Source organism: Tenacibaculum sp. 47A_GOM-205m, from assembly GCF_000518405.1.
Taxonomy (GTDB): domain Bacteria; phylum Bacteroidota; class Bacteroidia; order Flavobacteriales; family Flavobacteriaceae; genus Polaribacter; species Polaribacter lutimaris.
In genome coordinates this window covers 81,451-102,846 of sequence record NZ_JADN01000010.1, presented here as the reverse complement: position 1 = coordinate 102,846, position 21,396 = coordinate 81,451, and the positions used below count along the sequence as shown (strand labels likewise).

The following is a 21,396-nucleotide window of genomic DNA, read 5'->3' as shown; positions in this document are numbered from 1 at the left end:
ACAACGGGTTTGTATATGAAAAGTTGCGTGTTTGTGTGCGAGGATTTTCCGAAGGAAAATCAGAAGCTAGCAAACAAAGCAACTTACATTGGTTAAGCCAAAACTAGCAATTTTTTATATACGGTGTTGCCAACAGTTATTTTATTCTTTTCCATATCGTAAATCTTTTTTCAGTCCCAAACTCTAACTTTTCTTTCGATAAGTATTTTATTTTCAAGGAATATGGCTTAGAAAAGTATATTCCGTCTTTTTTTAGGATAAGGAATTTGTCTTTTAAGTACTTATCTCTTATTTTTTTGTCAAGATGTTCCTTATCTTTTGAAACTTTTCGATAAATTAATAAAGAATCTTTTTTGATTTCCCATTTTCCGAACTCTTTTTCATTATAATAATTGTCAGTTTTATTAAATGTCAAAAATGTATCTGATTCTTCGTCAGATTCAATGATTTGTGGCTCATTAATTTTGTCCGCTATTTTTTCTTGGGTTGTTCTTAAGTCAACTTTTTTTTCAAACTTCCACTTTCCAATAATCAGTTCGGATTTATTTTGAGAATAACAGGTCAAAAACCCGAATAGAAATGTTATTAGAAGTGCGTTTTTCATAATTGTTGGCAACGGTCTCGGCTATGAATAGTTGCGTGGTTTAGCACTTAACTTAGCAAGTACACACCAAACTGAATTCCGATAACTATCGGAACCGCGAGTATTTTCAGAAGTAGTCGAGAACAAGCAATTATTTATAGCCATTGTTGTACACTGGCTTTTTCTAATAATTTAATCTTTACATTTTCAATTTCTGACTTTTCTGCAAAACGTAGCTTAATATTCGTTCCATAATCTTTTAAGTCAGAAAACAATATATCTTTGTCATTCCACATTTTCCAAATCAAATTAACTATTCCATTTTTTTCGAATCCGTATGCAGTAAAATCGTCCGTAAATGTTGAGCCACGAATTAAATATTCATCTCGGTTTTCTTTGTTTTCAAAATGTTCAAATAATTCCGATTGGGTTAGTTTATCAGACTCAAAGTCAATTTTATTTACGTTGATTAATTCTTCAAGTAATGAAATCAGATAACCTTGGAAATAGATTAGGTCTTCATTTGTTCCATAAAACTCGCTTTGTATCCACACTTTTCCGAATCCCATTTTTGGGTCAGATTCTGATTGAGTGAATTCAACGGCAAACGATTTTTTATTTCCGACTATCATTTTTTCAGCTTGTGTACAACGGTTGGTATAACCGAAGTTACGGTATTTAGTTGGTAGGGTTAGGGTTAAGCACAGGTTTTAGCAATTCGTGCTGGATTCGGACGTAGTCGAATCCGCCGTAATTGCGGTTATGCATTGTTGTGTGTAGTGCTTTTTTATTCAGATTCATATAGTTTTACAGGATAATCTTTTATAAAATTCCAGTCAGAGTCATTTCGATAATCCAATTCAAGTTTTTTGTCTGAATGTTTATCTTTTAAGTCATGGAATGTTTTGAAAAAGAATTTCGAGTCAATTATGTAGAACCAATAGTTTCGAGCTCCACCATAAGTTTCTACTAAAAAAATAATTCCGTTTTTATTTGAGTCAAATAGATTTACAACTTCTCCGTCAAAGTCAATTAGCGATTCATTGTACTCAGCTGTCGGTAAACCGTTATCTTTTACACTATCAAATTCGTGCGTAATGCAAATCAGTTTAGGGAATTTTGATTTGAATTCCCATACGTTTTGATAATTCGGAAGTCGCAAGTAGAGTGGAAGTCCATCGTATTCAGTTTCGGTTGTTAACCATTCCATTTCTTCTATCGTATTATTTTGGCTGAAAGAAACGACTGAAAAAGTCAGAAACAGTAAAGTCAATATTTTCTTAATTTTCTTGTTCATTTCGTTTTTTTCGGCATTACACACAACGTGTTTGTATAAGCGCAGTAAGGAGTTGACACGCTTGTACTTTCGGTTGTGTGATTAATTTTGCTGTTTACTTTATCTTTGGGCTAAACAACTTCTCCCTTATTGCGTTTATACGGTGTTGGCGGTAGTTATTTTACTTCTATGCCTTGTTTTTGAATGTATTTTTTGAAATTATCTAAATTTTTCACAGCCATTTTGTAATCATTCTCCATTATAATTTCAAAAGTTTCAAAGTCTGAAACTATACCATCATATCTCGATGTTCTTGAGTAATTTAAAAGACTTTTGTACTCCATCCAAGCTCCTTGTTTTATTCTCATAGAAGCGTTGTTTTTCTTTGGATTTACATTTTGTTCTATTTCGTGATGGGTTTGTCCAATATCGATTCCTCGTTTTGCAGCTAAAGCTTTTAAGTAGTGAATTGCAATATAAAAGAGTGTAGTGATTTTCCAATCATAAAATTTATCAGAAAAATTTTCGCAAATGCATTGATGAAACTTCTCATTATGAGAAGCTTGATTTAAAAACTTATCCATATTTAATTTTCGAATTTTATCTCCTCATTGTAATTGATTTTATCAATTATTTGCTTAGGTATAAATTGAAAATATATTGGATGTTTTTGCGAAATATCCATTAAATCAAAATTGTCCAAAAAAGAAAACATTTTAGTTCTGTTGTCTATATTATCTTCTTTTAAAACAATAGAGTAATGTAAATCGTCAAGGTTGCTTTTAGTTTTAAAAGCTTTTTCTACAATATTTGAATTTTTCTTTAAAAATCCTCTTACAACTTTATCAATAATGTAGTTTACCTGATTATCTATTTTAGAAGAAAACTCAAATATATCTTTTATAGGGTTATCCATTTTTTGTTCTATTTTTTTAGATAAAGAGGTTTTTTCTCCTATTTTTAGGAGTTCATAACTCGAATCCACTTCATCTTTAAACTCTTCTAAATTTGTTTGTAACAAATATAAAATAGCCTTTAATTGACCAAGCTTATTGTCTTTTTTTATATCTAAAACAGAATCGCCCATAATGAATTATTCCAATTATTTACAAATATAGTAAACAAATTTTATTCCAAACGATTTTGTTTTATAATTACCGCCAACGAGTTTGTATATGAAAAGTAAAGGTTTTTGAAACTTCACTTTTCGGTTTGAAACTGTTGTATATGTTTGTGTTTTCACTTCGGGCAGAAAACTACTCCTTTATTTTTTATATACTGTGTTGTACATAGGCTTTTTTGGTTCTTTTTATTGGTTATTCCGTTCAGATTGTTAATTTAGTCAAAAACTTTTAAATATGTCAATCACTCATAATTTAGAAACTCTAACCGACAAACAAAAATCAGATTTAGAGTTGGCTCAAACACTTTCCAATAACATTGACTCTCTAAAACCTTCTCACGTAAATAAGATAAGTCTAACATACAACGGTGAAAGATTTCATCCAATTACAGGTTACTTAAATAGGTTTTTAGTAGATGATATTCATTTAGCTATCGAAGCTGATTTTGAAAAACATAAATCCTTTATGATTGAAACAGTACGTTCTTTTTTTAAAGATTACGATTCAAGTAATAAGTCAAACGAATCTTTTAGTCAACTTGAAATGCACACAACTGCCTTTTTAAAATACTATGGTTTTAATAGTAACATAGTTTATCCACTATATTTAGGCAATTCAGAATTTAAAGTTTATTTAGAGGACTTGGATAAATCTATTAAAAAAGGATTAGCCGAGTCTTGATTTTTCTTCTTCGGTTAGTTCTATTGTATTTATAAATACATTCATATTATCAGCGTAAACTATTCCTTTTTCAGGATGATTTACATAAACTAATCTACCTTCTGCGAGGGTATAAAAATCTCTTTGATTAGGATTTAGTTTTACTAAATTCTCAAATTTAATTTCTTCTTTTTCTTCTGTGTTCATACGCTTTGTTTAGCTTACGTACAACTCGTTATATGTAATCAAATATATTGTATTTTGGTTATATATTTCGGGATAACAAAACTTTTTTGTTGTCTTTATTGTTTTTGTTCAATTTTTGTAGAGCAATATCTAAAGGGTTTTGAATCTCCATTAAATCCTTTCTTTTAACATGTGTGTAAATCATAGTTGTTTCAGGTTTTGCGTGCCCTAATAAAGATTGTATGTATCTAATATCTACACCATTTTCTAATAGATGAGTAGCATAGCTATGTCTTAATGTGTGTGGTGTAACAGTTTTTTTAATTCGAGCTTTAGAGCAACTTTTTCTTAAAAAATGTCTTACACTTTGAGCGCTATATCTTTCACCCTTTCGGCCTTCAACAAAATATTTTTTTGGTTTGTAAGAATGATAATAATTAGATAATAGTGGATAAAAACTATCTGCTAAACTTACATATCTGTCTTTCCTTCCTTTTCCATTTTTAATAATTAGCTGCTTTCTTTCGAGAAGAAAATGTGCTAGCTTTAAATTGATTAGTTCGCTTATTCTTAACCCACAAGAATAAATTAAAGCTATAACAGCTCTGTGTTTTAAATTTTGAGTACAACTTATAATGTTTAAAATTTCCTCTTGAGATAAGACACTTGGGAGGTTTCTTGTTTTTTTAGGTCTCTCTAAAGTTAGGTTATTTATTTTTGTGTGGGGATAAAAGATTATGAATATCTTTAAGGCACTAATAAACTGTCTTTGTGAGCTAATAGAATAGTTACGCTCTATAAAAACAGTTTCAATAAAAAGCTCAACATCCCTATTGGTTAATTGATTTAAAGCTCTCTTAGAATTGTAGTTTATAAAATCAGCAACAAAGAAAGTATATGTTCTTACAGTACTTTTACTGTATCTCTTGCCTTTTAAATATATATAGAAGCTATTTAGTAACTTCTTTTGGTTGTCGGTTAAATTTCTTCTTAAAGTATCTTTTTTTGATAGGTTACTAGTATCAATAGTTGTTATGTTTTTAAAAGTGTTTAAAACTAATTCTAAATTTTCTTTTGTGTCTTTAAAATACCAAGACTTTAATGAAGAGCTCCAGCTAGCATTTGGAATTTTTCTTACTAAATTAATTATAGAATCATTGTATTTAAATTTAACTAGAAGCTGAGGAGCTTTTTTGTGAGTTTTACGCTCTAATATAATTATAGGCAAGTTTTCCATTTTTATAAGAATTTAGACTCGTAAGTAAATATAATAAAAGTGGAGGATATAGTTTTATATTTGTAGTATACAAAAAATCCCGAGTTAATTAACTCAGGATTTTTGATTTTATGCTGTTTGTGATTTAGTAACTTACGTAATCAACAATTTCTAATCCGTAACCAATCATACCCACACGTTTGGTTTGTTTGGTGTTAGAAACTAAGCGTAGTTTATGAATGTGTAAATCGTGTAAAATTTGAGCACCAATACCAAAATCTTTGTTATCCATTACCACATTCGGAGCTTTCATTTCTCCTTTCGCTTGGTTTTCTTTCAATACACGAAGTCTGTTTAATAAGTTTAATGCTTGCATTTGTTGGTTAATGAATAAAATAGCACCTCTACCTTCATCATTAATAACCTTAAACATTTGGTCTAGCTTTTTGTCAGCATTATTGGTAAGTGTTCCTAAAATATCGTTGTTAACTAAAGTTGAGTTTACACGAGTTAAAATAGGTTCGTTTTTACTCCAAGTTCCTTTGGTTAAAGCAATATGCACTTGGTTGTTAGTCGTTTGTTGGTATGCGCGTAAGCGGAAATCACCAAAACGCGTTTGAATATTAAAATCTTCTTTCTTTTCAATTAAAGAATCGTGCTCCATACGATATGCTACTAAATCTTCAATAGAAACGATTTTTAAATCGAATTTTTTAGCAACCTCTAATAGTTGAGGTAAGCGTGCCATTGTACCGTCTTCATTCATAATTTCAACGATAACTCCGGCGGGCTGTAAACCAGCTAAACGAGCAAAATCGATAGCTGCTTCGGTATGCCCTGTTCTACGCAATACACCACCGTTTTTAGCTTTTAGCGGAAAGATATGCCCTGGTCTAGCTAAATCAAAAGGTTTGGTATCTGGATTTATTAAGGCTTCAATAGTTTTAGCTCTATCTGAAGCAGAGATACCAGTAGTAACTCCATTTCCGCGTAAATCAACAGAAACGGTAAAAGCAGTTTCCATAGGATCGGTATTGTTACTAACCATCATACCTAGTTCTAATTCTTTACAGCGAGTTTCGGTAAGTGGCGTACAAATTAATCCACGACCATGGGTTGCCATAAAGTTGATCATTTCAGGAGTAATTTTTTCAGCCGCTGCTAAAAAGTCACCTTCATTTTCACGATCTTCATCATCAACAACGATAATAACTTTACCGTTTTTGATGTCTTCTATAGCTTCTTCAATTGTATTTAATTGAATATTTGTTGATGCTTGTGTTGTCATTATTTTGTTGTTTTCTCTTTTTTAGAGAATATGTTTTTTACAAAGTTTCGTATTGGGGCTAAAAAACTATTAATGTCGAATAATCCTTTGTCTTTAGTAGCTCTAATAGTTAAAGTAATAGCCAAAGGTAGCATTAAAAATACACTTAACCAAGCTCCAATAATTGCTGTTAGTGAGCTTTCTTCTGCTAAATTTCTACCAAAAGTATTGGAGAAAAAGTATAAAACGTAAATAGCAATTGCTAAAATCATAGGTAATCCCATACCACCTTTTCTAATAATAGATCCTAGCGGAGCTCCGATAAAGAAGAGTAATAAGCAAGATAAAGAAAATGCGACCCTATTGTAAAATTCAATATCGTATAAGTTTAAATATTTTCGTCTATTTTTTAAGGTTTCTTTGTAATCTGTATTATTGTTTATTGTGCGCTCTAATTTAGAGGTGGCTGTAGTGAGGATAGTTTGTTTTTCCTTTATTTCAAAATTATCGAGAATGTCTACTGAAAGTTTTTTGTTAATTAATGAATCTGGATATTTGTATAAGTCTTCTACATCAATACCTAAAAATAGATTTTTAGCTCTACTAGTAATATACTCATCATAATTTTGTTTCATGGTTGGCAAGGTATCTTTTAACTGAGCCAAACTTAACATGTTGTACTGCGTTTTGTATTTTTCTTCTTCAAGATCGTCATCACTAAAAGAAGAAATATCAATATTGATAGTGTATTCATCAAAATTAGCATAGGATGCAGGCATTTTTTCGCGTTCTTTAAAAGAAGCACCATTTTTTATATGGTGTTCAAAAAAATGACCATCTTTCAAAATCAAAGTCATATAGCGGCTACCTTCTTCTGAAAGAATTTCTCCTCTTTTGGCTGTAATGATTTTATTGTTTCCTCTTTTAGAGGATAAATCGTAAATCATTACTTCTTTTAAAAGGTTGTCTTCTTCTCCGTATTTTTCTTTAAACTTTATTTGAAAGTTAGGAAGTTCGGTATTAAAACTTCCTGCAACTAAAGCAATAGCAGGTTGTTTCTTTTTTATATTAACCTTCATGTTAAGCTGTTTAAGCATAGCATAAGGGTATACGTAATTGAGAAATAAGAAGTTAATTCCACTTAAAAAAATAGCAAGAAAAACAATTGGACGTACCATTCGCTGTAAGGAAACACCAGCAGATTTTGCTGCAGCAAACTCGTAGTTTTCAGATAAACTACCTAGTGTCATAATAGAAGAAAGTAATACTCCAATAGGTAAGGCTTGTGGAGTTACTATTAGCGTAGTGTACCACAAAAATTTTAAGACTATTTCAACGCTAATACCTTTACCAGCAAGGTTGTCAAAAACTAACCATAATGCCTGCATTACCAACACAAATAAGATGATAAAGAAGGTTGCTAAGAAAGGTATTAAAAAGCTTTTTAGTATATATCTGTCTAGTGTTTTCACAGATGCAAAGGTAGTAGGTTAGTGGCATATAAACACAAAAGTTTTGTTAATGATTTTAATAGCAAATCATTGACAAAACTTTGTGTAATTTTTTAATCGATATAGTAACCTTGTTTAGTGTATTTAGTTCTATCAAAAGAAAAAAGTTTTTCTGAAATAGGTTGGTTACTTTTAAACTTGGTAATAGTAAACGTAGTTTCAGCACCGTTAGAACCTATTTGAGTAAGTTTGTAAATGTGCTTTGTTTTAGCATCAATACCTAGCTGTACTTTTACAATATCAGAATTGCTATCAATAGGAGTTAAGTTAATGTACTGAACATTGCGTCCATTACTGTTTTTTAGTGCACCCATGGTGTAATTGTAACCTTCCTTGTAAAAAGTCAATAACTTAGAAGGATAAATAAACCCATCTTCTTCTTCAATATTACCATTGGTAATGGTTACTTCTTTTTCGTCTTGATTGATTACAACTAATTTTTTTCCGTCAAAAATAAAAGTGTTTCCTAAGTAGTCTAAATTATATTTTTCTCCAGATAAGGTTATTTCTCCTCTAATAGGTGGGTCGTTAGTAATACCTGCAGCTTTGTTTACTAGCGATGAGTTAAAACCTATCACCATGTTTTTATAAGCTCCCATTTTAGAAGATACTTCATCAAGCAATTTTTTTGCTTCAGAAGATTTCGATTGTCCCATAGCACTTACGCTAATACATAATCCAATAAATAATAATCCTATTTTTTTCATCGTCTTTCTAATTTCCACTTTCGGAATAGTTTATAATTATTAATTCTTTTCGTTTTCTAGTAATTGCTCTAGAGCAATTAAATCGGTTACTAAAACTTGTCTTGCTTTACTACCTTCAAAAGGTCCCACAATACCAGCAGCTTCTAATTGATCTATTAATCTACCTGCTCTGTTGTATCCCAATTTCAATTTACGTTGCAATAAAGATGCCGAACCTTGTTGTGCAGTTACAATTATTTCAGCAGCGTCATTAAATAATTTATCTCTGTCTGCTATATCAATATCAAGATTTGTGCCACCTTCTTCACCTACGTATTCTGGTAATAAATAGGCTTCAGGATAAGCACGTTGAGAACCTATGAAGTCAGTGATTTTTTCTACTTCTGGAGTGTCAACAAAGGCACATTGTATACGTGTAATGTCATTTCCTCCTGAATATAATAAGTCTCCTCGTCCAATTAATTGATCAGCTCCAGGAGCATCTAAAATCGTTCTAGAATCAATTTTTGAAGTTACTCTAAAGGCAATCCTAGAAGGGAAGTTGGCTTTGATAATACCTGTAATAACATTGACCGACGGACGCTGTGTAGCTACAATTAAATGAATACCAATGGCACGGGCTAATTGAGCTAATCGAGCAATAGGAGTTTCAACTTCTTTACCCGCAGTCATAATTAAATCGGCAAATTCATCAATAACTAAAACGATATAAGGTAAAAAGCGATGTCCGTTTTCAGGGTTTAATTTACGAGCTTTGAATTTTGTGTTGTATTCTTTAATGTTACGAACCATTGCTTCTTTAAGTAAATCGTAACGATTGTCCATTTCAATACATAACGAATTTAGGGTATTAACAACTTTCGTAGTGTCGGTAATAATAGCATCAGATTCATCAGGTAGCTTTGCTAAATAATGACGTTCTATTTTGTTGAATAATGTTAATTCTACTTTTTTAGGATCGACCAATACAAATTTTACTTCTGCAGGATGCTTTTTGTATAAAAGTGATGTAAGAATAGCATTCAATCCAACCGATTTACCTTGTCCTGTAGCACCTGCCATTAATAAGTGAGGCATTTTAGCTAAATCGACAATAAAGGTTTCGTTAGAAATCGTTTTTCCTAAAGCAATAGGAAGTTGCATTGGTGATTCTTGGAATTTTTTTGATGAAATCACCGAGTGCATAGAAACCGTGGTTGCTTTCTTGTTGGGTACTTCAATACCAATAGTTCCTTTTCCAGGAATTGGGGCAACAATACGAATTCCTAAAGCAGACAGTGAAAGGGCAATATCATCTTCTAAATTCTTAATTTTTGAAATACGAACACCAGCTTCTGGTACAATTTCATATAACGTGATTGTTGGTCCAACCGTAGCTTTAATTTGAGCTATACCAATTTTGTAGTTTTTTAAGGTTTCTACAATTTGGTTTTTATTAGCTTCTAATTCGTTAGGGTCAACCGAAATACTTTCATTGTATTCTTTAAGTAAGTTAAAGGTTGGGAATTTGAAGTTTCCTAGCTCTAAAGTAGGATCAAATTCTCCAAAATCTTTTATTAGTTGATCCGATAAATTTTCGGTAACACTTTTTTCTTCTGCAATTTTTTCAATAGCAACTTCAACTTCGTTTTTACTTTCTTCAGAAACTTTAAGAGTAGGTTCTTTTGTTTGGTTTATGTCTAAAGAAATTTCTTCTGTTTCTTTTTTTTCTGTATTGTTTACATCAGAATAATTTGAAATAGTAGGTTGTAAATTTTCTACAGATAATTCGAAGTTAGATTTATCTGTTTTTGGTTCTATAGTCTCAGAATAGTCTTCTTCTACTATAGTAGAGTCATCTTGAGTTGTGGTGGTTTTTTCATTAAAAATAGCTTTACTCTTCTCTTTTTGACTTTTTACTTTTTCGCTAATCGCTTCAGGTGTGATACTAAAACGGATGATTAAATAAGCAACAAAAAAGAATAACAATAAAATAGTTAAACCTGTTTTGCCTAAAAATGTTTGTAAATATTCATTCAATTCAAAACCGATAACTCCAGATAGTAAAGCATTTTCTTTTTCTACAAATCCTAGTGAAGTAGAAAACCAGAGCATAATTAAAATCCCCCAGTTCCAAGAGGTGATAATACGCTTTAAATTTGTTTGTAATAAAATACGAGCACCTGTTAAAAATAAGGTTATGGGAATAAGAAAAGCACCTAAACCAAAACCTTTATACACAAAAAAGTTACTTAGTTTAGCACCTATTTTACCTAATAAATTTTTAGTTTGAACAGTTCTGTCTGCAAACTGGGTTAAAGTACTTTGATCTTCTTGCCACGAAAAGAAAAAAGAGATAAAAGCAACAGTTAAAAAGATAGAAAACAGTAATAGAAAAAAACCTAGAATAGTTTGATTTTGTCTATTAGAAAAAAAGGAACCTATTCTTTTAAAAATAGATTTTTTAGGTTGTTTTTTTTGAACAGTTGTCTTTTTTTTTGCCATGTATTTTTGTTAGAAATAAATTGAACGCTACAATATAGCTATTATTTTAGGAAGGTAAATTATACCCGCGATAATTAATGAAGTTATAGCAGCAAAGGTAGGAGCACCAGCAGCTATATCTTTTATAAAACCTATTTTTTCATGATAATCGGGGTGTATAAAATCAGCAACTTCTTCAATAGTAGTGTTTAAAGCTTCTGCAACTAGAACAAGTCCAATAACCAAGCACTGAATCATCCATTCAGTAGCAGAAATATGAAAACAAAACCCTAAGATAGTAGCAACTATAGCAAATGTAAGCTGAGCTTTTATGCTATCTTCAGTGGTTATTAATAACCACATTCCTTTTACAGCAAACTTAATACTACGTATACGTCCTTTTAAAAAGCCGTCATTAGGGTTCTTCATAGGTAATTACAATGCTTTTAAGGCAGCTTCGTAATTAGGCTCATCAACAGTTTCGTTTACTTGTTCTGTGTAAGTAATATTTCCATTTTCATCAATAATAATAACAGAACGAGAGTGTAAACCTGCTAAAGGTCCTGTGACAATTTCTAAACCATAGTCTTTACCAAATCGACCAGCTGCAAAATCAGACAGCATAACTACATTTTCAATGCCTTCGGCTCCGCAAAAACGCCCTTGTGCGAAAGGTAAATCTCTAGAAATACATAAAACTTTAGTGTTTTCTAGGTTAGCAGCCTTTTTATTAAATTCTCTTACTGAGGTAGCACACGTTCCTGTATCAACACTAGGAAAAATATTAAGAATTAAACGTTGCCCATTAAAATCACTTAAGTTTTTAACAGATAAATCAGTTGCAACTAATGAAAAATCAACTGCTTTAGTTCCGGTTTTAGGTAGATTACCTATTGTTTCAATAGGGTTTCCTTTTAGTGTTATTGATGCCATTTTATTCCAGTTTTAATAAAAATCAAAGGTAGTTAAATAAATTAAAAAATGAAGAAGATAAAGTTAGAGCACCCTTAAAAAACTTATCTTCGCAGCTTGAAAAAAGGACATAAATTGAATTTACAACAATATACTTCGGAGTTTAAATATAACTTGAAACTTGCAGCGCCAGTAATGTTGGGAATGCTAGGACATACGTTTGTAAGTTTTATAGATAATATTATGGTGGGGCAACTTGGAACAGCTGAATTAGCAGCAGTTTCATTAGGAAATAGCTTTATGTTTATAGCAATGTCGTTAGGTATTGGTTTTTCTACCGCTATAACCCCTTTAATAGCAGAAGCAGATTCATCAAATAATTTTGATCAAGCAAAATCAGCTTTTAAGCATGGGCTTTTTTTATGTACGATGATGGGAATCATGCTGTTTTTAGCAGTATTCTTTTCCAAACCTTTAATGTATTTAATGAAACAACCTGTAGAGGTGGTTGAGTTGGCAATACCATATTTAGACTTGGTAGCCTTTTCGTTAATTCCAATGATTGTTTTTCAGGCATTTAAACAGTTTAGTGATGGAATGTCAATGACACGTTACCCTATGTATGCAACATTAATAGCTAATGTGTTAAATGTATTGTTGAATTATTTATTAATCTACGGAAAATTTGGTTTTCCTGAGTTAGGAATCGTAGGTGCTGCTTATGGAACCCTACTGTCAAGATTTGTAATGGTAACTTATTTATGGTGGCTGTTAAGTAAAAAAGAACGTTCAAAACGCTTAGTAACCAATATTAAATTTTTTGTTTTAGATACGTTAATGCTGAGAAAAATTATAAGTTTAGGTACACCGAGCGCCATGCAAATGTTTTTTGAGGTAGCTATTTTTACTGCAGCTGTTTGGTTAAGTGGATTGTTAGGAAAGAATCCGCAAGCAGCAAATCAAATAGCATTGAACCTATCTTCTATGACATTTATGGTAGCAACAGGGTTAAGTGTAGCTTCAATGATTAGGGTAGGAAATCAGAAAGGGTTACAAGATTATAAAGAGTTAAGAAGAATAGCATTTTCTATATTTTTCTTAGGAACTATTTTAGCCGTTATTTTTGCTACTTTCTTCTTTGTTTTTCATAAATCATTACCAAATTTATATATGGATTTAAGCGATGCTGAAAACTATGTAGATAATATGGAAGTAATGAGTATTGCAGCTAATTTATTAATTGCAGCAGCTATTTTTCAAATTAGTGATAGTATACAAGTAATGGTGTTAGGGGCTTTACGTGGTTTACAAGACGTTAAAATTCCTACATTAATTACGTTTATATCGTATTGGGTTGTAGGTTTTCCTATTAGTTTTTATTTTGGAGCAGCAGAAAGGTATGGTAGTTTTGGAATATGGCTAGGATTGTTAGCAGGATTAACTACCGCTTCAATTTTACTTTTTATACGATTTAATAAATTAACTTTACAATTGATTAAAACCAAACATAATGAACTTACCTAAATTTTTATTAGCAGATAATAGTAATCATCCAGAAGATATTTTTGTTTTACATACTGAGTATCCTCGTTTTTTAATCAATTTAAAAGATGATGAAATAGAGTGGTTTGAAGATTTATCTGATGAAAATGAACAAGATTTAGCGAATGAGCTTGAAGGACTTATTGAAGCTGCAGGATTATTTTATGATGCTGAAATGGAAGGACTGGAATAAAATTTATTGAGAACACTACAATAGATTCTATTTTAAATAGAAAAGCCATAGTGATTAAACAATCATTATGGCTTTTTTTGTTTATTTAGTTATTTGGTGTGTCCAAAAAGCACCACTAATGTCTGTTATTTTTACAGTATATGTTCCATTAGAAAGCTGTGAAAATGTTAGATTACTAAAAGTCATTTTTGCTTTGGCTCCTAAAGGAACAATCAAACTGTGTTTACCGGGTTTTATTTTAGCAACATAATAGTTTGATATACTTTGATTAGCTAAAGAAGCTAATTCTTTTTGCGAATACTGAACAATACTATTGTTATTCTGATCTAATAACTCTATTGCAATAACCCATGAACCATATACATCAACACCTTCTGTTCTAAAAACATCAAAAGAAAGTGTGTCGTTGTTAATTTTTCCTTCTGTTATTTCTAATTTAGGTTTAACCGATTTGTTATGAAGTGTTCCCCAAACACCACCATGAAATACTTGATTGGTAAATAAAGTCATTCCTAAAATAGCTAACGATCCTATTAAAACAAACCTTGGGAAAATGTTGTTTTTAATTGGTAAAATCCCTGATCCTAACCATGCAAACCATTTCTTTTTGGTAAAGGAATAGTTGTTTTTTATAAAGTAGTTGTCTAGTGAGTATTTACCGCTTCCTGTTAAAAAGAGTACGTAACCAGTAGCGATTCCAAGCACTCCAATTTGCCACTCATCAAGACAGGTTGTACCTATCCAACCAGAACCTAAAAGAATCCCCATAGCAAGACCGAATACACCAATACTTATTATTCTAGTAAATAAACCAAAAATGATGAAGAGCCCTACAATACCTTCAATTATGGTAAATATTACCATATTTAACCATAGGATGTCTGGATTTTCTACTAAATATTGAATTAGAGGCTTAATACCTAATGCATTTGGAAGAAAATGGTTGAACTTCTCTCCGATGTATCCTGCTACTTCAGGATCTAGTTTGTTGGCTAAAATAGTTCTTCTCCAAAAGGCAGAGAAGTAGGTCCACCCAATAACTAATCGTATTGCCAGCGCCAAAAGCCCTGAATCATTTTTTATATTGTTGCTTATCATAATATTTTGTTTTGGAATTAAAGCTGATGCTATTTTAAATTTGAAGCATAGCTGATGAACTACATAAAATAGTATTATGTAGATTATTATTTTTAATTGTTAGGGAGGGAAGGTTTAAAGAGAGACTTTAAAGTTTTTAAACAAAATATAAAGAGGGATAGAAGATGATCTAAATCTCTTTTTTTGATAATTAGTTTGTTTACTCTGTAAGCTTTCAATAAAATAAAAAGAGAAGTTAAAAGCTCTAGTTAGAAAAACTGGTAAAATTTTGATAGAAGATGCTACTTGTATTAATGAAGCATCTGTAATTTTACTATCATAACAACTTATTTGGTTGTATGTTGTTTGACTTTTATTAGAAACCTCTGTTTGCGGAACGTTAAGTTCTGCTTGTACAAAGTTTCTAACCTTACAAGGAGAAAATAGTAATAAAAAAATCAACCCTATTATAGGAAATAGAGTTGATGTATTTGATATTTTAGTAAGCTTTCTCACGTTGTAAACTTATAAAATAAACTAAGTAGTATTTGTTATAGTTTTCTTAATAAAGTTATTGTATTTGTAAGTGCTCCATTTTTTTTCCTGTTAAAGTTTTCTCTCCAACAATGTCAAAACCTAGTTTTAAATAGAGTTTTTTAGCATTAGGGTTATCTTTATCCACAAGAAGTCCTAGCGTTTCATTTTGTTTGTAAACATATTCATCAATTAAAAAGTAAAGCATTTTAGATCCAAGTCCTTTACCTTGATAATTAGGGTTTACACCAATACAATCTATGTAAAATTCACCTTTTTGAGTTTCATCTTCACATTGAAAAGATTTGTTAAACATAGTTTTTATTAAAGAAGCTACAGGGTGTCTTAAATCTTCCAAATTAGCACCATTATAAACATTTGCCATAGCAATAACGTTGCTGTTATCTTCAATTACATAGCAGTTTTCATAAGAGTATTGATTGTTTTTTTGGGTAATTAATTTCCTTAGGAAATCAAGAGCTTTTTCTGTAGACTTTTCTCCTATGAACTCGTACACAATATCTTCCATAGCCAACATCATATAAATAGCAATTTCTTTAGAGTCTTGTGGAGTAGCTTTTCTAATAATCATCTTAGTTTTTTAGCAAAGGTATTCATAAAGAATAATAGACTAGAGAAGAAACAAAAGAATAGGAAATTTTTAACAAATGAATTAGTTTCTAACTAATCGAACACTCATACCAAATGATTTCCCTTTATGTTCTTTAGTGTAAGTTATAATTTTTTCTCTGTTTCCAGACACAGCAAACCCTTTTTTAAAACTCATGTAACTAGCTGTATTTTTATTTGGTGTTGTTGAACTCCAAAAAGCATAAACTCCTTTACCCCAGAAGGAAGTGGAATCTACTTCAATGTAATGTTTCTTATAATATTCTCGATCTTTTGTGTTTTTATTAATAGACCGATACTCTTTTATAGTTGGCACTCTCCAGTCGTTGAACCCCGCATAGTTGGTAGAGTTCATCTTTTGTTGCCATTCAAAAATTTCATTCCAATTACTTAAAAACCTTTTTTCGATCGAGCTAAAGTCTTTTTTCATCCAAATTAAGTTTGTTGTAGTGTCCAACACAATTAAAGTAGAGTCAATAGGATTTTGATTTATCTTTTTAGGTTTACTCGTAATTATTTCTTTTTCAGTTTCAGTTTTGTCAAAGCTCTCTTTTTTTGAAATTGTACACGAGAGTAAGTTAAATAACAGTACAAAAGCAATTAGTTTTTTCATGTTTTTTTAATTGAAAACTATTTTTTAGCTCTTTCTACCAATTCTAACTGTTCTATTTTAGCTTCAGTCGTGAATAAACCGTAATTGATAAATGCTTTTTTCTTTTCTATTTTGTCAATCGTACCAACGGCATTGCCATCAACCAAACGTACCCTATCATTTACTTTAAAAATATAAGCAGCTTTTTCTTGTGCTATTTTTTCCGCTTCTTTTTTCTTTTCTTCTCGTACTTTTACTACTTTTTGAAGTACTTCTTTCTCTACTTCTTTAATGGCTTCTTGTTGCTTTTGTGCAGCTACTTTTTCTTGTTGTTTTTCTGTTTTAGTTTTCTTTTTAGGAGGATTCTTTTTTAAGTGTTTTGTTTTTTCAGCAGTAACCCATTTAAAAAAGTTGGTAGATAATTCCTTTTTATTGTTGGTTTGGAAATATTTATTCAACAATTCGTTTATCTTTCTACCTAAGGTAAGCATACGTTGATTGTTATCGTATAACTCTTGAAAACCTTCTAGTTTTTCACGAATTCTTAATTCTTTTTCTTGAAGATTTTCAATATGTTCTTGCCCTTTCGATTTTTGTTTGTTTAAACTTTCAGAAGTTTTTTGCAAACGGTTTCGTTCTTTTTGAAGTTTAGAAATAGTTTTGTCTAAACGTACTTTTTCAGTTTCTACACGTTTTTTAGCTCTGTTAATTAAGCTATATGGAATTCCGTTTTTTTGTGCTACCTCAAACGTAAAAGAACTTCCTGCCTGTCCGATATATAATCTGTATAAAGGCTCTAAAGTACGTTCATCAAACTGCATATTGGCATTGGTAACGTTTTCTAGTTCATCTGCTAATACCTTTAGGTTAGCATAGTGCGTGGTTATAATTCCGAAGGCTTTTTTCTCGTAAAATTCTTCTAAGAAAATTTCAGCTAAAGCACCTCCTAATTCAGGATCGGAACCCGTACCAAATTCATCAATTAAAAATAAGGTGTTGTCATTACATTTTCTTAAGAAATAACGCATGTTTTTTAATCGATAGCTATAGGTGCTCAATTGATTTTCTATAGATTGATTGTCTCCGATATCTGTTAAAATCGTATTGAATAATGTTGTTTCACTACGTTCATGAACAGGAATCAATAATCCGCTTTGTAACATTAGTTGTAGTAAACCTATTGTTTTTAATGTAATACTTTTTCCTCCAGCGTTTGGACCAGAAATAACAATGATTTGTTGTTGTTCATTTAGCTGAAGCGTTTGCGGTATGGTTTCAATATCTTTTGCTTTATTTTTTTGCCATAAAATAGGGTGGAAAGCATCCTTTAAAAACACCTTTTTTTCTTTAGTGATTTTTGGTAATAAACCGTTGATACTTTTTGCATACTTAGCTTTGGCGCCTACAGCATCTATATGTGTTAAAAAGTTAATATACTCGTTTAAAAGTGGTGTATAAGGTCGTATTTCAGTAGCTAAGGCTCTTAAAATACGAACAACTTCTTGTTTTTCTTCGTATAATAAGTTTTGTAATTCTCTACTATAAGCTAGCGTAGCTTGTGGAGCTATGTATACAATATTACCAGATTTAGATGAACCTAATAAACTACCTTTAACTTTACGTCGGTGCATTGCCAAAACAGCTAATACACGTTGGTTGTCGATAACAGTTTCTTTAATATCGTCTAAATATCCACTTGATAAGTTTTTACTTAAAGCACGCGAAAAACTTTCTGATATTTTTCCTCTAACAGCACCAATATCCTTACGTATTTGTTTTAAAGTAGCAGAAGCATTGTCAGCAACTTCTCCGTATGGAGTAATAATTTTTTTAATATTATCTACAATAACCGTGGTGAACTCAATTTCATCACTTAGAGCAAATAGTGTAGGATAGTAGGTTTGAAACTTCTTTAAAAACTTCTTTTGTTCATTTACTGTTTCAGAAACTGCAGCTACTTTTAAAAATCCGTCAGTTTCTAAAAAACTATTTTCAATAGCAAGTCGCTTAATTTCTTCAGAAATATCTTCAAAATAATGATTAGGAATTCTGTTTTCGTTTTCAAAAGAAGACAAATATTCATTTACCATATTCAACTCAAAAAATAATTTTTTTTTGTTTGAAATAGGCTGAACTAGCATTGTTTTTTCTTTTCCTAAATTTGAAATACAATGCGTTGCAACTTGTTCTAAAACTGTTGTAAACTCTAAATCTTGAAGTGTTTTTTCTGTAATGTTTTTAGTCAAAATAGTATATTTGAAACCACGACAAAAATAACAAACAATGCAAGTAAAAATTAATGATAGCTGGAAAAATATTTTACAACCTGAATTTGAGAAACCATATTTTGAAAATCTTACTGAATTTGTTAAAAATGAATATTCAAACCATATGTGTTACCCAAAAGGATCAGATATTTTCGCAGCGTTTGATTTTTGTGCGTTAGATGATTTAAAAGTGGTGATTTTGGGTCAAGATCCATACCATGGGGTAGGGCAGGCAAACGGATTGTGCTTTTCGGTACATGATGGTATTACACATCCACCATCATTAATTAATATTTTTAAAGAAATTGAAAAGGACGTAAATATTCCATATCCAAAAAGTGGCGATTTGTCCCGTTGGGCAAAACAAGGAGTGTTGTTATTAAACGCAACTTTAACTGTAAGAGCAGGTGAGGCAGGAAGCCACCAAAAGCAAGGTTGGGAACAATTTACTGATGCCGTAATTCAGAAAATTTCTGAAGAAAAAAAGGATGTTGTGTTTTTACTTTGGGGAGGTTTTGCTAAGAAAAAAGCAAAACTTATTGATAAAAATAAACATCATATTTTAACCTCAGGCCACCCATCACCATTAAGTGCTAATAGAGGGTATTGGTTTGATAACAAACATTTTTCTAAAACCAACGATTTTTTACAAAGTATAGGTTCAGCAACTATTCAATGGTAATTTCGGGTAAAATAGTTTTGTTGTAATACGGTAAAATAATAGCATCCAACATATCTTCGGTAACATCAGGATAATGAACTTCAACAATTTTGTTAGTGTTAATCCATTTTTCAATTTTAGGAAGCTGTTTTTTACTCAATTTTTTTACAACAGTAACTCCCATTTCTTTTAAAGTAACAGCATTGCATTGTTGTTCGTATTGATTTTTCATAGGAATAACCAATAGTTTTTTACGTAAATACAACGCTTCAGTAGGTGTTGCAAAGCCTGCTCCACAAATTACTGCTTTTGCAGAAGCCATACTTCGGATAAATGCATCGTCGTTGATAGGTAGGATTGTAATATTATGAAAAAATTGATGCTCTTTTGTTTTCTTAGAAAAGACTTGCCACTTTATGTCTTTTACTTTTGAAAGTACTTTGACTATTTTTTCATCGCTATAAGAAGGTAAATACACAGTATAATGTCCTTTGTTTGTAATATTTCTATAGCGAATTTCTTTACGGATTATAGGCAAGAAAGTAGAAGACGAGTGTGTTTTAAAATGAAAACCGAATTTATTTTTTGCGGGTGCGTAATATTTAATGATTAAACGTTCTAATCTAAACTTTTTAAAAGCTGAGTTTTTCTCATTTAATAAAGCATTTTGGTTGCTTAATGAAATAATAGGTACATTTCTAAAAAGACATGCCCAAGCAGATATTGGCTCAAAATCATTGATAACTAAATCGTACTCTTTTACAGGTAACATTTTAATTTCTTTATAAACTTTCTTTAGGTTTAAGTCTTTTAAGGTGCTAATTAGATCAATTCCACCCTTTTTACCAAAAACGAAGCCCAATCCATGTAATTTATATTTTATGTTGAAAGGAAGCTCTATTTCGTATTGTGATCCACTAACCAATACATCTACATCCCCACGTCTTTGTAAATGTGGAATAATTTCTAAGGCTCTACTTGCATGTCCATTTCCTGTTCCTTGAAAAGCATATAATATTTTCATCTTTTTAAATTTTTTATAATTGGTTGTTTTCAGAAAATTATCTATTTAATAGATACTAATCATTCCTTAACTTAATGTCCATAATGGGCTTCATGGTTATTGGGTTTTAATGTTAAACTCTTTGAGGAGCTCTGTAAAAAGTTCGCTATTATTGTGTTCAGAACTAATTAGCTCTAAATCTTTTACAGGGTAGTCTAAATGAATATTTTTAGCTATCTCATCTTTTTCGTATTCATATAAAGACCACGCTTTATTTTTATATTCTAAAGCTGTTAAATTTTCAATCCAATCGCCAGAGTTTAAATAAGTAGTGCTTCCTTTTTCAGTTTCAATTGGTCTTATTTCTGGTTGATGAATATGACCGCATACTACGTAATCGTAGCCTTCGTTTATAGCAATGTCTGCTGCGGTAGTTTCAAAATCATTAATGAATTTTATAGCGCTTTTTACACTATTTTTTATTTTTTTAGAGAAAGATAACCTTCCAAATCCCATTTTATGGCTAACCCAGTTTACAATTGTATTGATAAGGATTAAAAAGTCATAGCCCATTCCGCCTAGTTTGGCAAGCCATTTTGAATGTTGCATGGTAACATCAAAAACATCTCCGTGAAAAAACCACCCTTTTTTACCATCGATATCTAATACAACTTTATTTACGATTTCGAAGCTTCCTAAGCGAAAGCCTTTAAACCTACGTAACATCTCATCGTGATTTCCTGTGATATAGTAAACTTTTGTTCCGGAGGTAATAAAATTCATCAGTTGTTTAATGATTTTCATATGTGGTTTAGGGAAATAACGTTTGTTAAATTGCCAAATATCAATAATATCACCATTTAAAATTAAAATTTTCGGATTGATGGTTTTTAGGTAATTATGAAGCTCTGTGGCTCTGCAACCAAAAGTTCCTAAATGGACATCTGATATTACAGCAATATCTAATTTACGTTTTTTGTGTTTTTTCATTC

23 protein-coding genes are annotated in these 21,396 nt (G+C 31.0%); 4 read left to right on the top strand and 19 right to left on the bottom strand.

All coding sequences use genetic code 11. The features are described 5' to 3' along the window. Positions 1–136: 136 nt before the first annotated feature. The 5 genes from N534_RS0111860 to N534_RS0111840 all read right to left on the bottom strand — a co-directional run bounded on the left by N534_RS0111860 (position 137) and on the right by N534_RS0111840 (position 2,946). Positions 137–604 carry a hypothetical protein gene (locus N534_RS0111860; protein WP_028892699.1) on the bottom strand — a complete coding sequence of 156 codons (468 nt, stop codon included), beginning with the start codon at positions 602–604 and terminating at the stop codon, positions 137–139. 134 nt (positions 605–738) lie between these two features. Then, positions 739–1,215 carry a hypothetical protein gene (locus tag N534_RS0111855; RefSeq protein WP_028892698.1) on the bottom strand — a complete coding sequence of 159 codons (477 nt, stop codon included), beginning with the start codon at positions 1,213–1,215 and terminating at the stop codon, positions 739–741. 155 nt (positions 1,216–1,370) lie between these two features. Further along, complete coding sequence (locus N534_RS0111850; protein ID WP_028892697.1) at positions 1,371–1,880, bottom strand: DUF695 domain-containing protein; 510 nt, start codon at positions 1,878–1,880, stop codon at positions 1,371–1,373. A 155-nt stretch (positions 1,881–2,035) separates the two neighbouring features. Then, positions 2,036–2,443, bottom strand: a complete 408-nt coding sequence (locus N534_RS0111845) for a HEPN domain-containing protein (RefSeq protein WP_028892696.1) — start codon at positions 2,441–2,443, stop codon at positions 2,036–2,038. 2 nt (positions 2,444–2,445) lie between these two features. Further along, positions 2,446–2,946 carry a hypothetical protein gene (locus tag N534_RS0111840; protein ID WP_028892695.1) on the bottom strand — a complete coding sequence of 167 codons (501 nt, stop codon included), beginning with the start codon at positions 2,944–2,946 and terminating at the stop codon, positions 2,446–2,448. Positions 2,947–3,217: 271 nt separating this feature from the next. Here N534_RS0111840 and N534_RS0111835 point away from each other — a divergent pair, with 271 nt between their 5' ends. Next, positions 3,218–3,664, top strand: a complete 447-nt coding sequence (locus N534_RS0111835) for a hypothetical protein (RefSeq protein ID WP_028892694.1) — start codon at positions 3,218–3,220, stop codon at positions 3,662–3,664. Here the strand turns inward: N534_RS0111835 and N534_RS0111830 are convergent. The 8 genes from N534_RS0111830 to tpx all read right to left on the bottom strand — a co-directional run bounded on the left by N534_RS0111830 (position 3,650) and on the right by tpx (position 11,926). Then, positions 3,650–3,850 carry a hypothetical protein gene (locus N534_RS0111830; RefSeq protein WP_028892693.1) on the bottom strand — a complete coding sequence of 67 codons (201 nt, stop codon included), beginning with the start codon at positions 3,848–3,850 and terminating at the stop codon, positions 3,650–3,652. The two genes, N534_RS0111835 and N534_RS0111830, sit on opposite strands and share 15 nt — an antisense overlap. A gap of 58 nt (positions 3,851–3,908) precedes the next feature. After that, a complete protein-coding gene (locus N534_RS0111825) occupies positions 3,909–5,066 on the bottom strand; it encodes a site-specific integrase (protein ID WP_038006024.1) in 1,158 nt (385 codons plus the stop codon). Between the two features lie 124 nt (positions 5,067–5,190). Continuing rightward, complete coding sequence (gene ribB, locus N534_RS0111820; protein ID WP_028892691.1) at positions 5,191–6,333, bottom strand: 3,4-dihydroxy-2-butanone-4-phosphate synthase; 1,143 nt, start codon at positions 6,331–6,333, stop codon at positions 5,191–5,193. Next, positions 6,333–7,784, bottom strand: coding sequence for an LptF/LptG family permease (locus N534_RS0111815; protein WP_028892690.1), 1,452 nt, complete (start codon positions 7,782–7,784; stop codon positions 6,333–6,335). Before N534_RS0111815 ends, ribB begins: the two co-directional genes overlap by 1 nt. A gap of 92 nt (positions 7,785–7,876) precedes the next feature. Further along, the gene (locus N534_RS0111810; protein ID WP_028892689.1) at positions 7,877–8,530 is read right to left on the bottom strand and encodes an outer membrane lipoprotein carrier protein LolA; all 654 of its coding nucleotides are present in this window, start codon (positions 8,528–8,530) and stop codon (positions 7,877–7,879) included. 39 nt (positions 8,531–8,569) lie between these two features. Further along, on the bottom strand, positions 8,570–11,014 hold the full coding sequence (locus N534_RS0111805) for a DNA translocase FtsK (protein ID WP_028892688.1): 2,445 nt from the start codon (positions 11,012–11,014) through the stop codon (positions 8,570–8,572). A 27-nt stretch (positions 11,015–11,041) separates the two neighbouring features. Further along, positions 11,042–11,422, bottom strand: coding sequence for a diacylglycerol kinase family protein (locus N534_RS0111800; RefSeq protein ID WP_028892687.1), 381 nt, complete (start codon positions 11,420–11,422; stop codon positions 11,042–11,044). 6 nt (positions 11,423–11,428) lie between these two features. After that, entirely contained in the window at positions 11,429–11,926 is a 498-nt protein-coding gene (gene tpx, locus N534_RS0111795; protein ID WP_028892686.1) for a thiol peroxidase, read from the bottom strand. A 114-nt stretch (positions 11,927–12,040) separates the two neighbouring features. On the opposite strand from tpx, the gene N534_RS0111790 reads away from it, so the two are divergent. Both N534_RS0111790 and N534_RS0111785 read left to right on the top strand, forming a co-directional pair. Further along, the gene (locus N534_RS0111790; protein WP_028892685.1) at positions 12,041–13,429 is read left to right on the top strand and encodes an MATE family efflux transporter; all 1,389 of its coding nucleotides are present in this window, start codon (positions 12,041–12,043) and stop codon (positions 13,427–13,429) included. After that, complete coding sequence (locus N534_RS0111785) at positions 13,416–13,640, top strand: hypothetical protein (protein ID WP_028892684.1); 225 nt, start codon at positions 13,416–13,418, stop codon at positions 13,638–13,640. The genes N534_RS0111790 and N534_RS0111785 overlap by 14 nt, the downstream gene beginning before the upstream one ends. 81 nt (positions 13,641–13,721) lie before the next feature. Here the strand turns inward: N534_RS0111785 and N534_RS0111780 are convergent, their stop codons facing one another. The 4 genes from N534_RS0111780 to N534_RS0111760 form a co-directional block, all read right to left on the bottom strand. Next, positions 13,722–14,738, bottom strand: coding sequence for a TQO small subunit DoxD (locus N534_RS0111780; RefSeq protein WP_028892683.1), 1,017 nt, complete (start codon positions 14,736–14,738; stop codon positions 13,722–13,724). A 550-nt stretch (positions 14,739–15,288) separates the two neighbouring features. Next, positions 15,289–15,843 carry an N-acetyltransferase gene (locus N534_RS0111770; RefSeq protein ID WP_028892681.1) on the bottom strand — a complete coding sequence of 185 codons (555 nt, stop codon included), beginning with the start codon at positions 15,841–15,843 and terminating at the stop codon, positions 15,289–15,291. An 81-nt stretch (positions 15,844–15,924) separates the two neighbouring features. Then, positions 15,925–16,494, bottom strand: coding sequence for a DUF1566 domain-containing protein (locus N534_RS0111765; RefSeq protein ID WP_028892680.1), 570 nt, complete (start codon positions 16,492–16,494; stop codon positions 15,925–15,927). Positions 16,495–16,511: 17 nt separating this feature from the next. Next, positions 16,512–18,719 carry a DNA mismatch repair protein MutS gene (locus N534_RS0111760; RefSeq protein WP_028892679.1) on the bottom strand — a complete coding sequence of 736 codons (2,208 nt, stop codon included), beginning with the start codon at positions 18,717–18,719 and terminating at the stop codon, positions 16,512–16,514. Positions 18,720–18,756: 37 nt separating this feature from the next. Here N534_RS0111760 and N534_RS0111755 point away from each other — a divergent pair, with 37 nt between their 5' ends. After that, the gene (locus tag N534_RS0111755) at positions 18,757–19,422 is read left to right on the top strand and encodes a uracil-DNA glycosylase (protein WP_028892678.1); all 666 of its coding nucleotides are present in this window, start codon (positions 18,757–18,759) and stop codon (positions 19,420–19,422) included. Here the strand turns inward: N534_RS0111755 and N534_RS0111750 are convergent. Continuing rightward, on the bottom strand, positions 19,409–20,425 hold the full coding sequence (locus N534_RS0111750) for a glycosyltransferase family protein (RefSeq protein WP_028892677.1): 1,017 nt from the start codon (positions 20,423–20,425) through the stop codon (positions 19,409–19,411). The genes N534_RS0111755 and N534_RS0111750 overlap by 14 nt on opposite strands. A 96-nt stretch (positions 20,426–20,521) precedes the next feature. Continuing rightward, a complete protein-coding gene (locus tag N534_RS0111745) occupies positions 20,522–21,394 on the bottom strand; it encodes a UDP-2,3-diacylglucosamine diphosphatase (protein WP_028892676.1) in 873 nt (290 codons plus the stop codon). Between the last annotated feature and the right edge of the window lie 2 nt (positions 21,395–21,396).

Coding starts and splice junctions, on each gene's coding strand:
- ribB (WP_028892691.1), bottom strand. CDS start 6,333: ATGACAACACAAGCATCAACAAATATTCAATTAAATACAATTGAAGAA.
- N534_RS0111850 (WP_028892697.1), bottom strand. CDS start 1,880: ATGAACAAGAAAATTAAGAAAATATTGACTTTACTGTTTCTGACTTTT.
- tpx (WP_028892686.1), bottom strand. CDS start 11,926: ATGGCATCAATAACACTAAAAGGAAACCCTATTGAAACAATAGGTAAT.
- N534_RS0111800 (WP_028892687.1), bottom strand. CDS start 11,422: ATGAAGAACCCTAATGACGGCTTTTTAAAAGGACGTATACGTAGTATT.
- N534_RS0111830 (WP_028892693.1), bottom strand. CDS start 3,850: ATGAACACAGAAGAAAAAGAAGAAATTAAATTTGAGAATTTAGTAAAA.
- N534_RS0111835 (WP_028892694.1), top strand. CDS start 3,218: ATGTCAATCACTCATAATTTAGAAACTCTAACCGACAAACAAAAATCA.
- N534_RS0111755 (WP_028892678.1), top strand. CDS start 18,757: ATGCAAGTAAAAATTAATGATAGCTGGAAAAATATTTTACAACCTGAA.
- N534_RS0111860 (WP_028892699.1), bottom strand. CDS start 604: ATGAAAAACGCACTTCTAATAACATTTCTATTCGGGTTTTTGACCTGT.
- N534_RS0111840 (WP_028892695.1), bottom strand. CDS start 2,946: ATGGGCGATTCTGTTTTAGATATAAAAAAAGACAATAAGCTTGGTCAA.
- N534_RS0111825 (WP_038006024.1), bottom strand. CDS start 5,066: ATGGAAAACTTGCCTATAATTATATTAGAGCGTAAAACTCACAAAAAA.
- N534_RS0111845 (WP_028892696.1), bottom strand. CDS start 2,443: ATGGATAAGTTTTTAAATCAAGCTTCTCATAATGAGAAGTTTCATCAA.
- N534_RS0111855 (WP_028892698.1), bottom strand. CDS start 1,215: ATGATAGTCGGAAATAAAAAATCGTTTGCCGTTGAATTCACTCAATCA.
- N534_RS0111745 (WP_028892676.1), bottom strand. CDS start 21,394: ATGAAAAAACACAAAAAACGTAAATTAGATATTGCTGTAATATCAGAT.
- N534_RS0111750 (WP_028892677.1), bottom strand. CDS start 20,425: ATGAAAATATTATATGCTTTTCAAGGAACAGGAAATGGACATGCAAGT.
- N534_RS0111810 (WP_028892689.1), bottom strand. CDS start 8,530: ATGAAAAAAATAGGATTATTATTTATTGGATTATGTATTAGCGTAAGT.
- N534_RS0111785 (WP_028892684.1), top strand. CDS start 13,416: ATGAACTTACCTAAATTTTTATTAGCAGATAATAGTAATCATCCAGAA.
- N534_RS0111765 (WP_028892680.1), bottom strand. CDS start 16,494: ATGAAAAAACTAATTGCTTTTGTACTGTTATTTAACTTACTCTCGTGT.
- N534_RS0111770 (WP_028892681.1), bottom strand. CDS start 15,843: ATGATTATTAGAAAAGCTACTCCACAAGACTCTAAAGAAATTGCTATT.
- N534_RS0111805 (WP_028892688.1), bottom strand. CDS start 11,014: ATGGCAAAAAAAAAGACAACTGTTCAAAAAAAACAACCTAAAAAATCT.
- N534_RS0111780 (WP_028892683.1), bottom strand. CDS start 14,738: ATGATAAGCAACAATATAAAAAATGATTCAGGGCTTTTGGCGCTGGCA.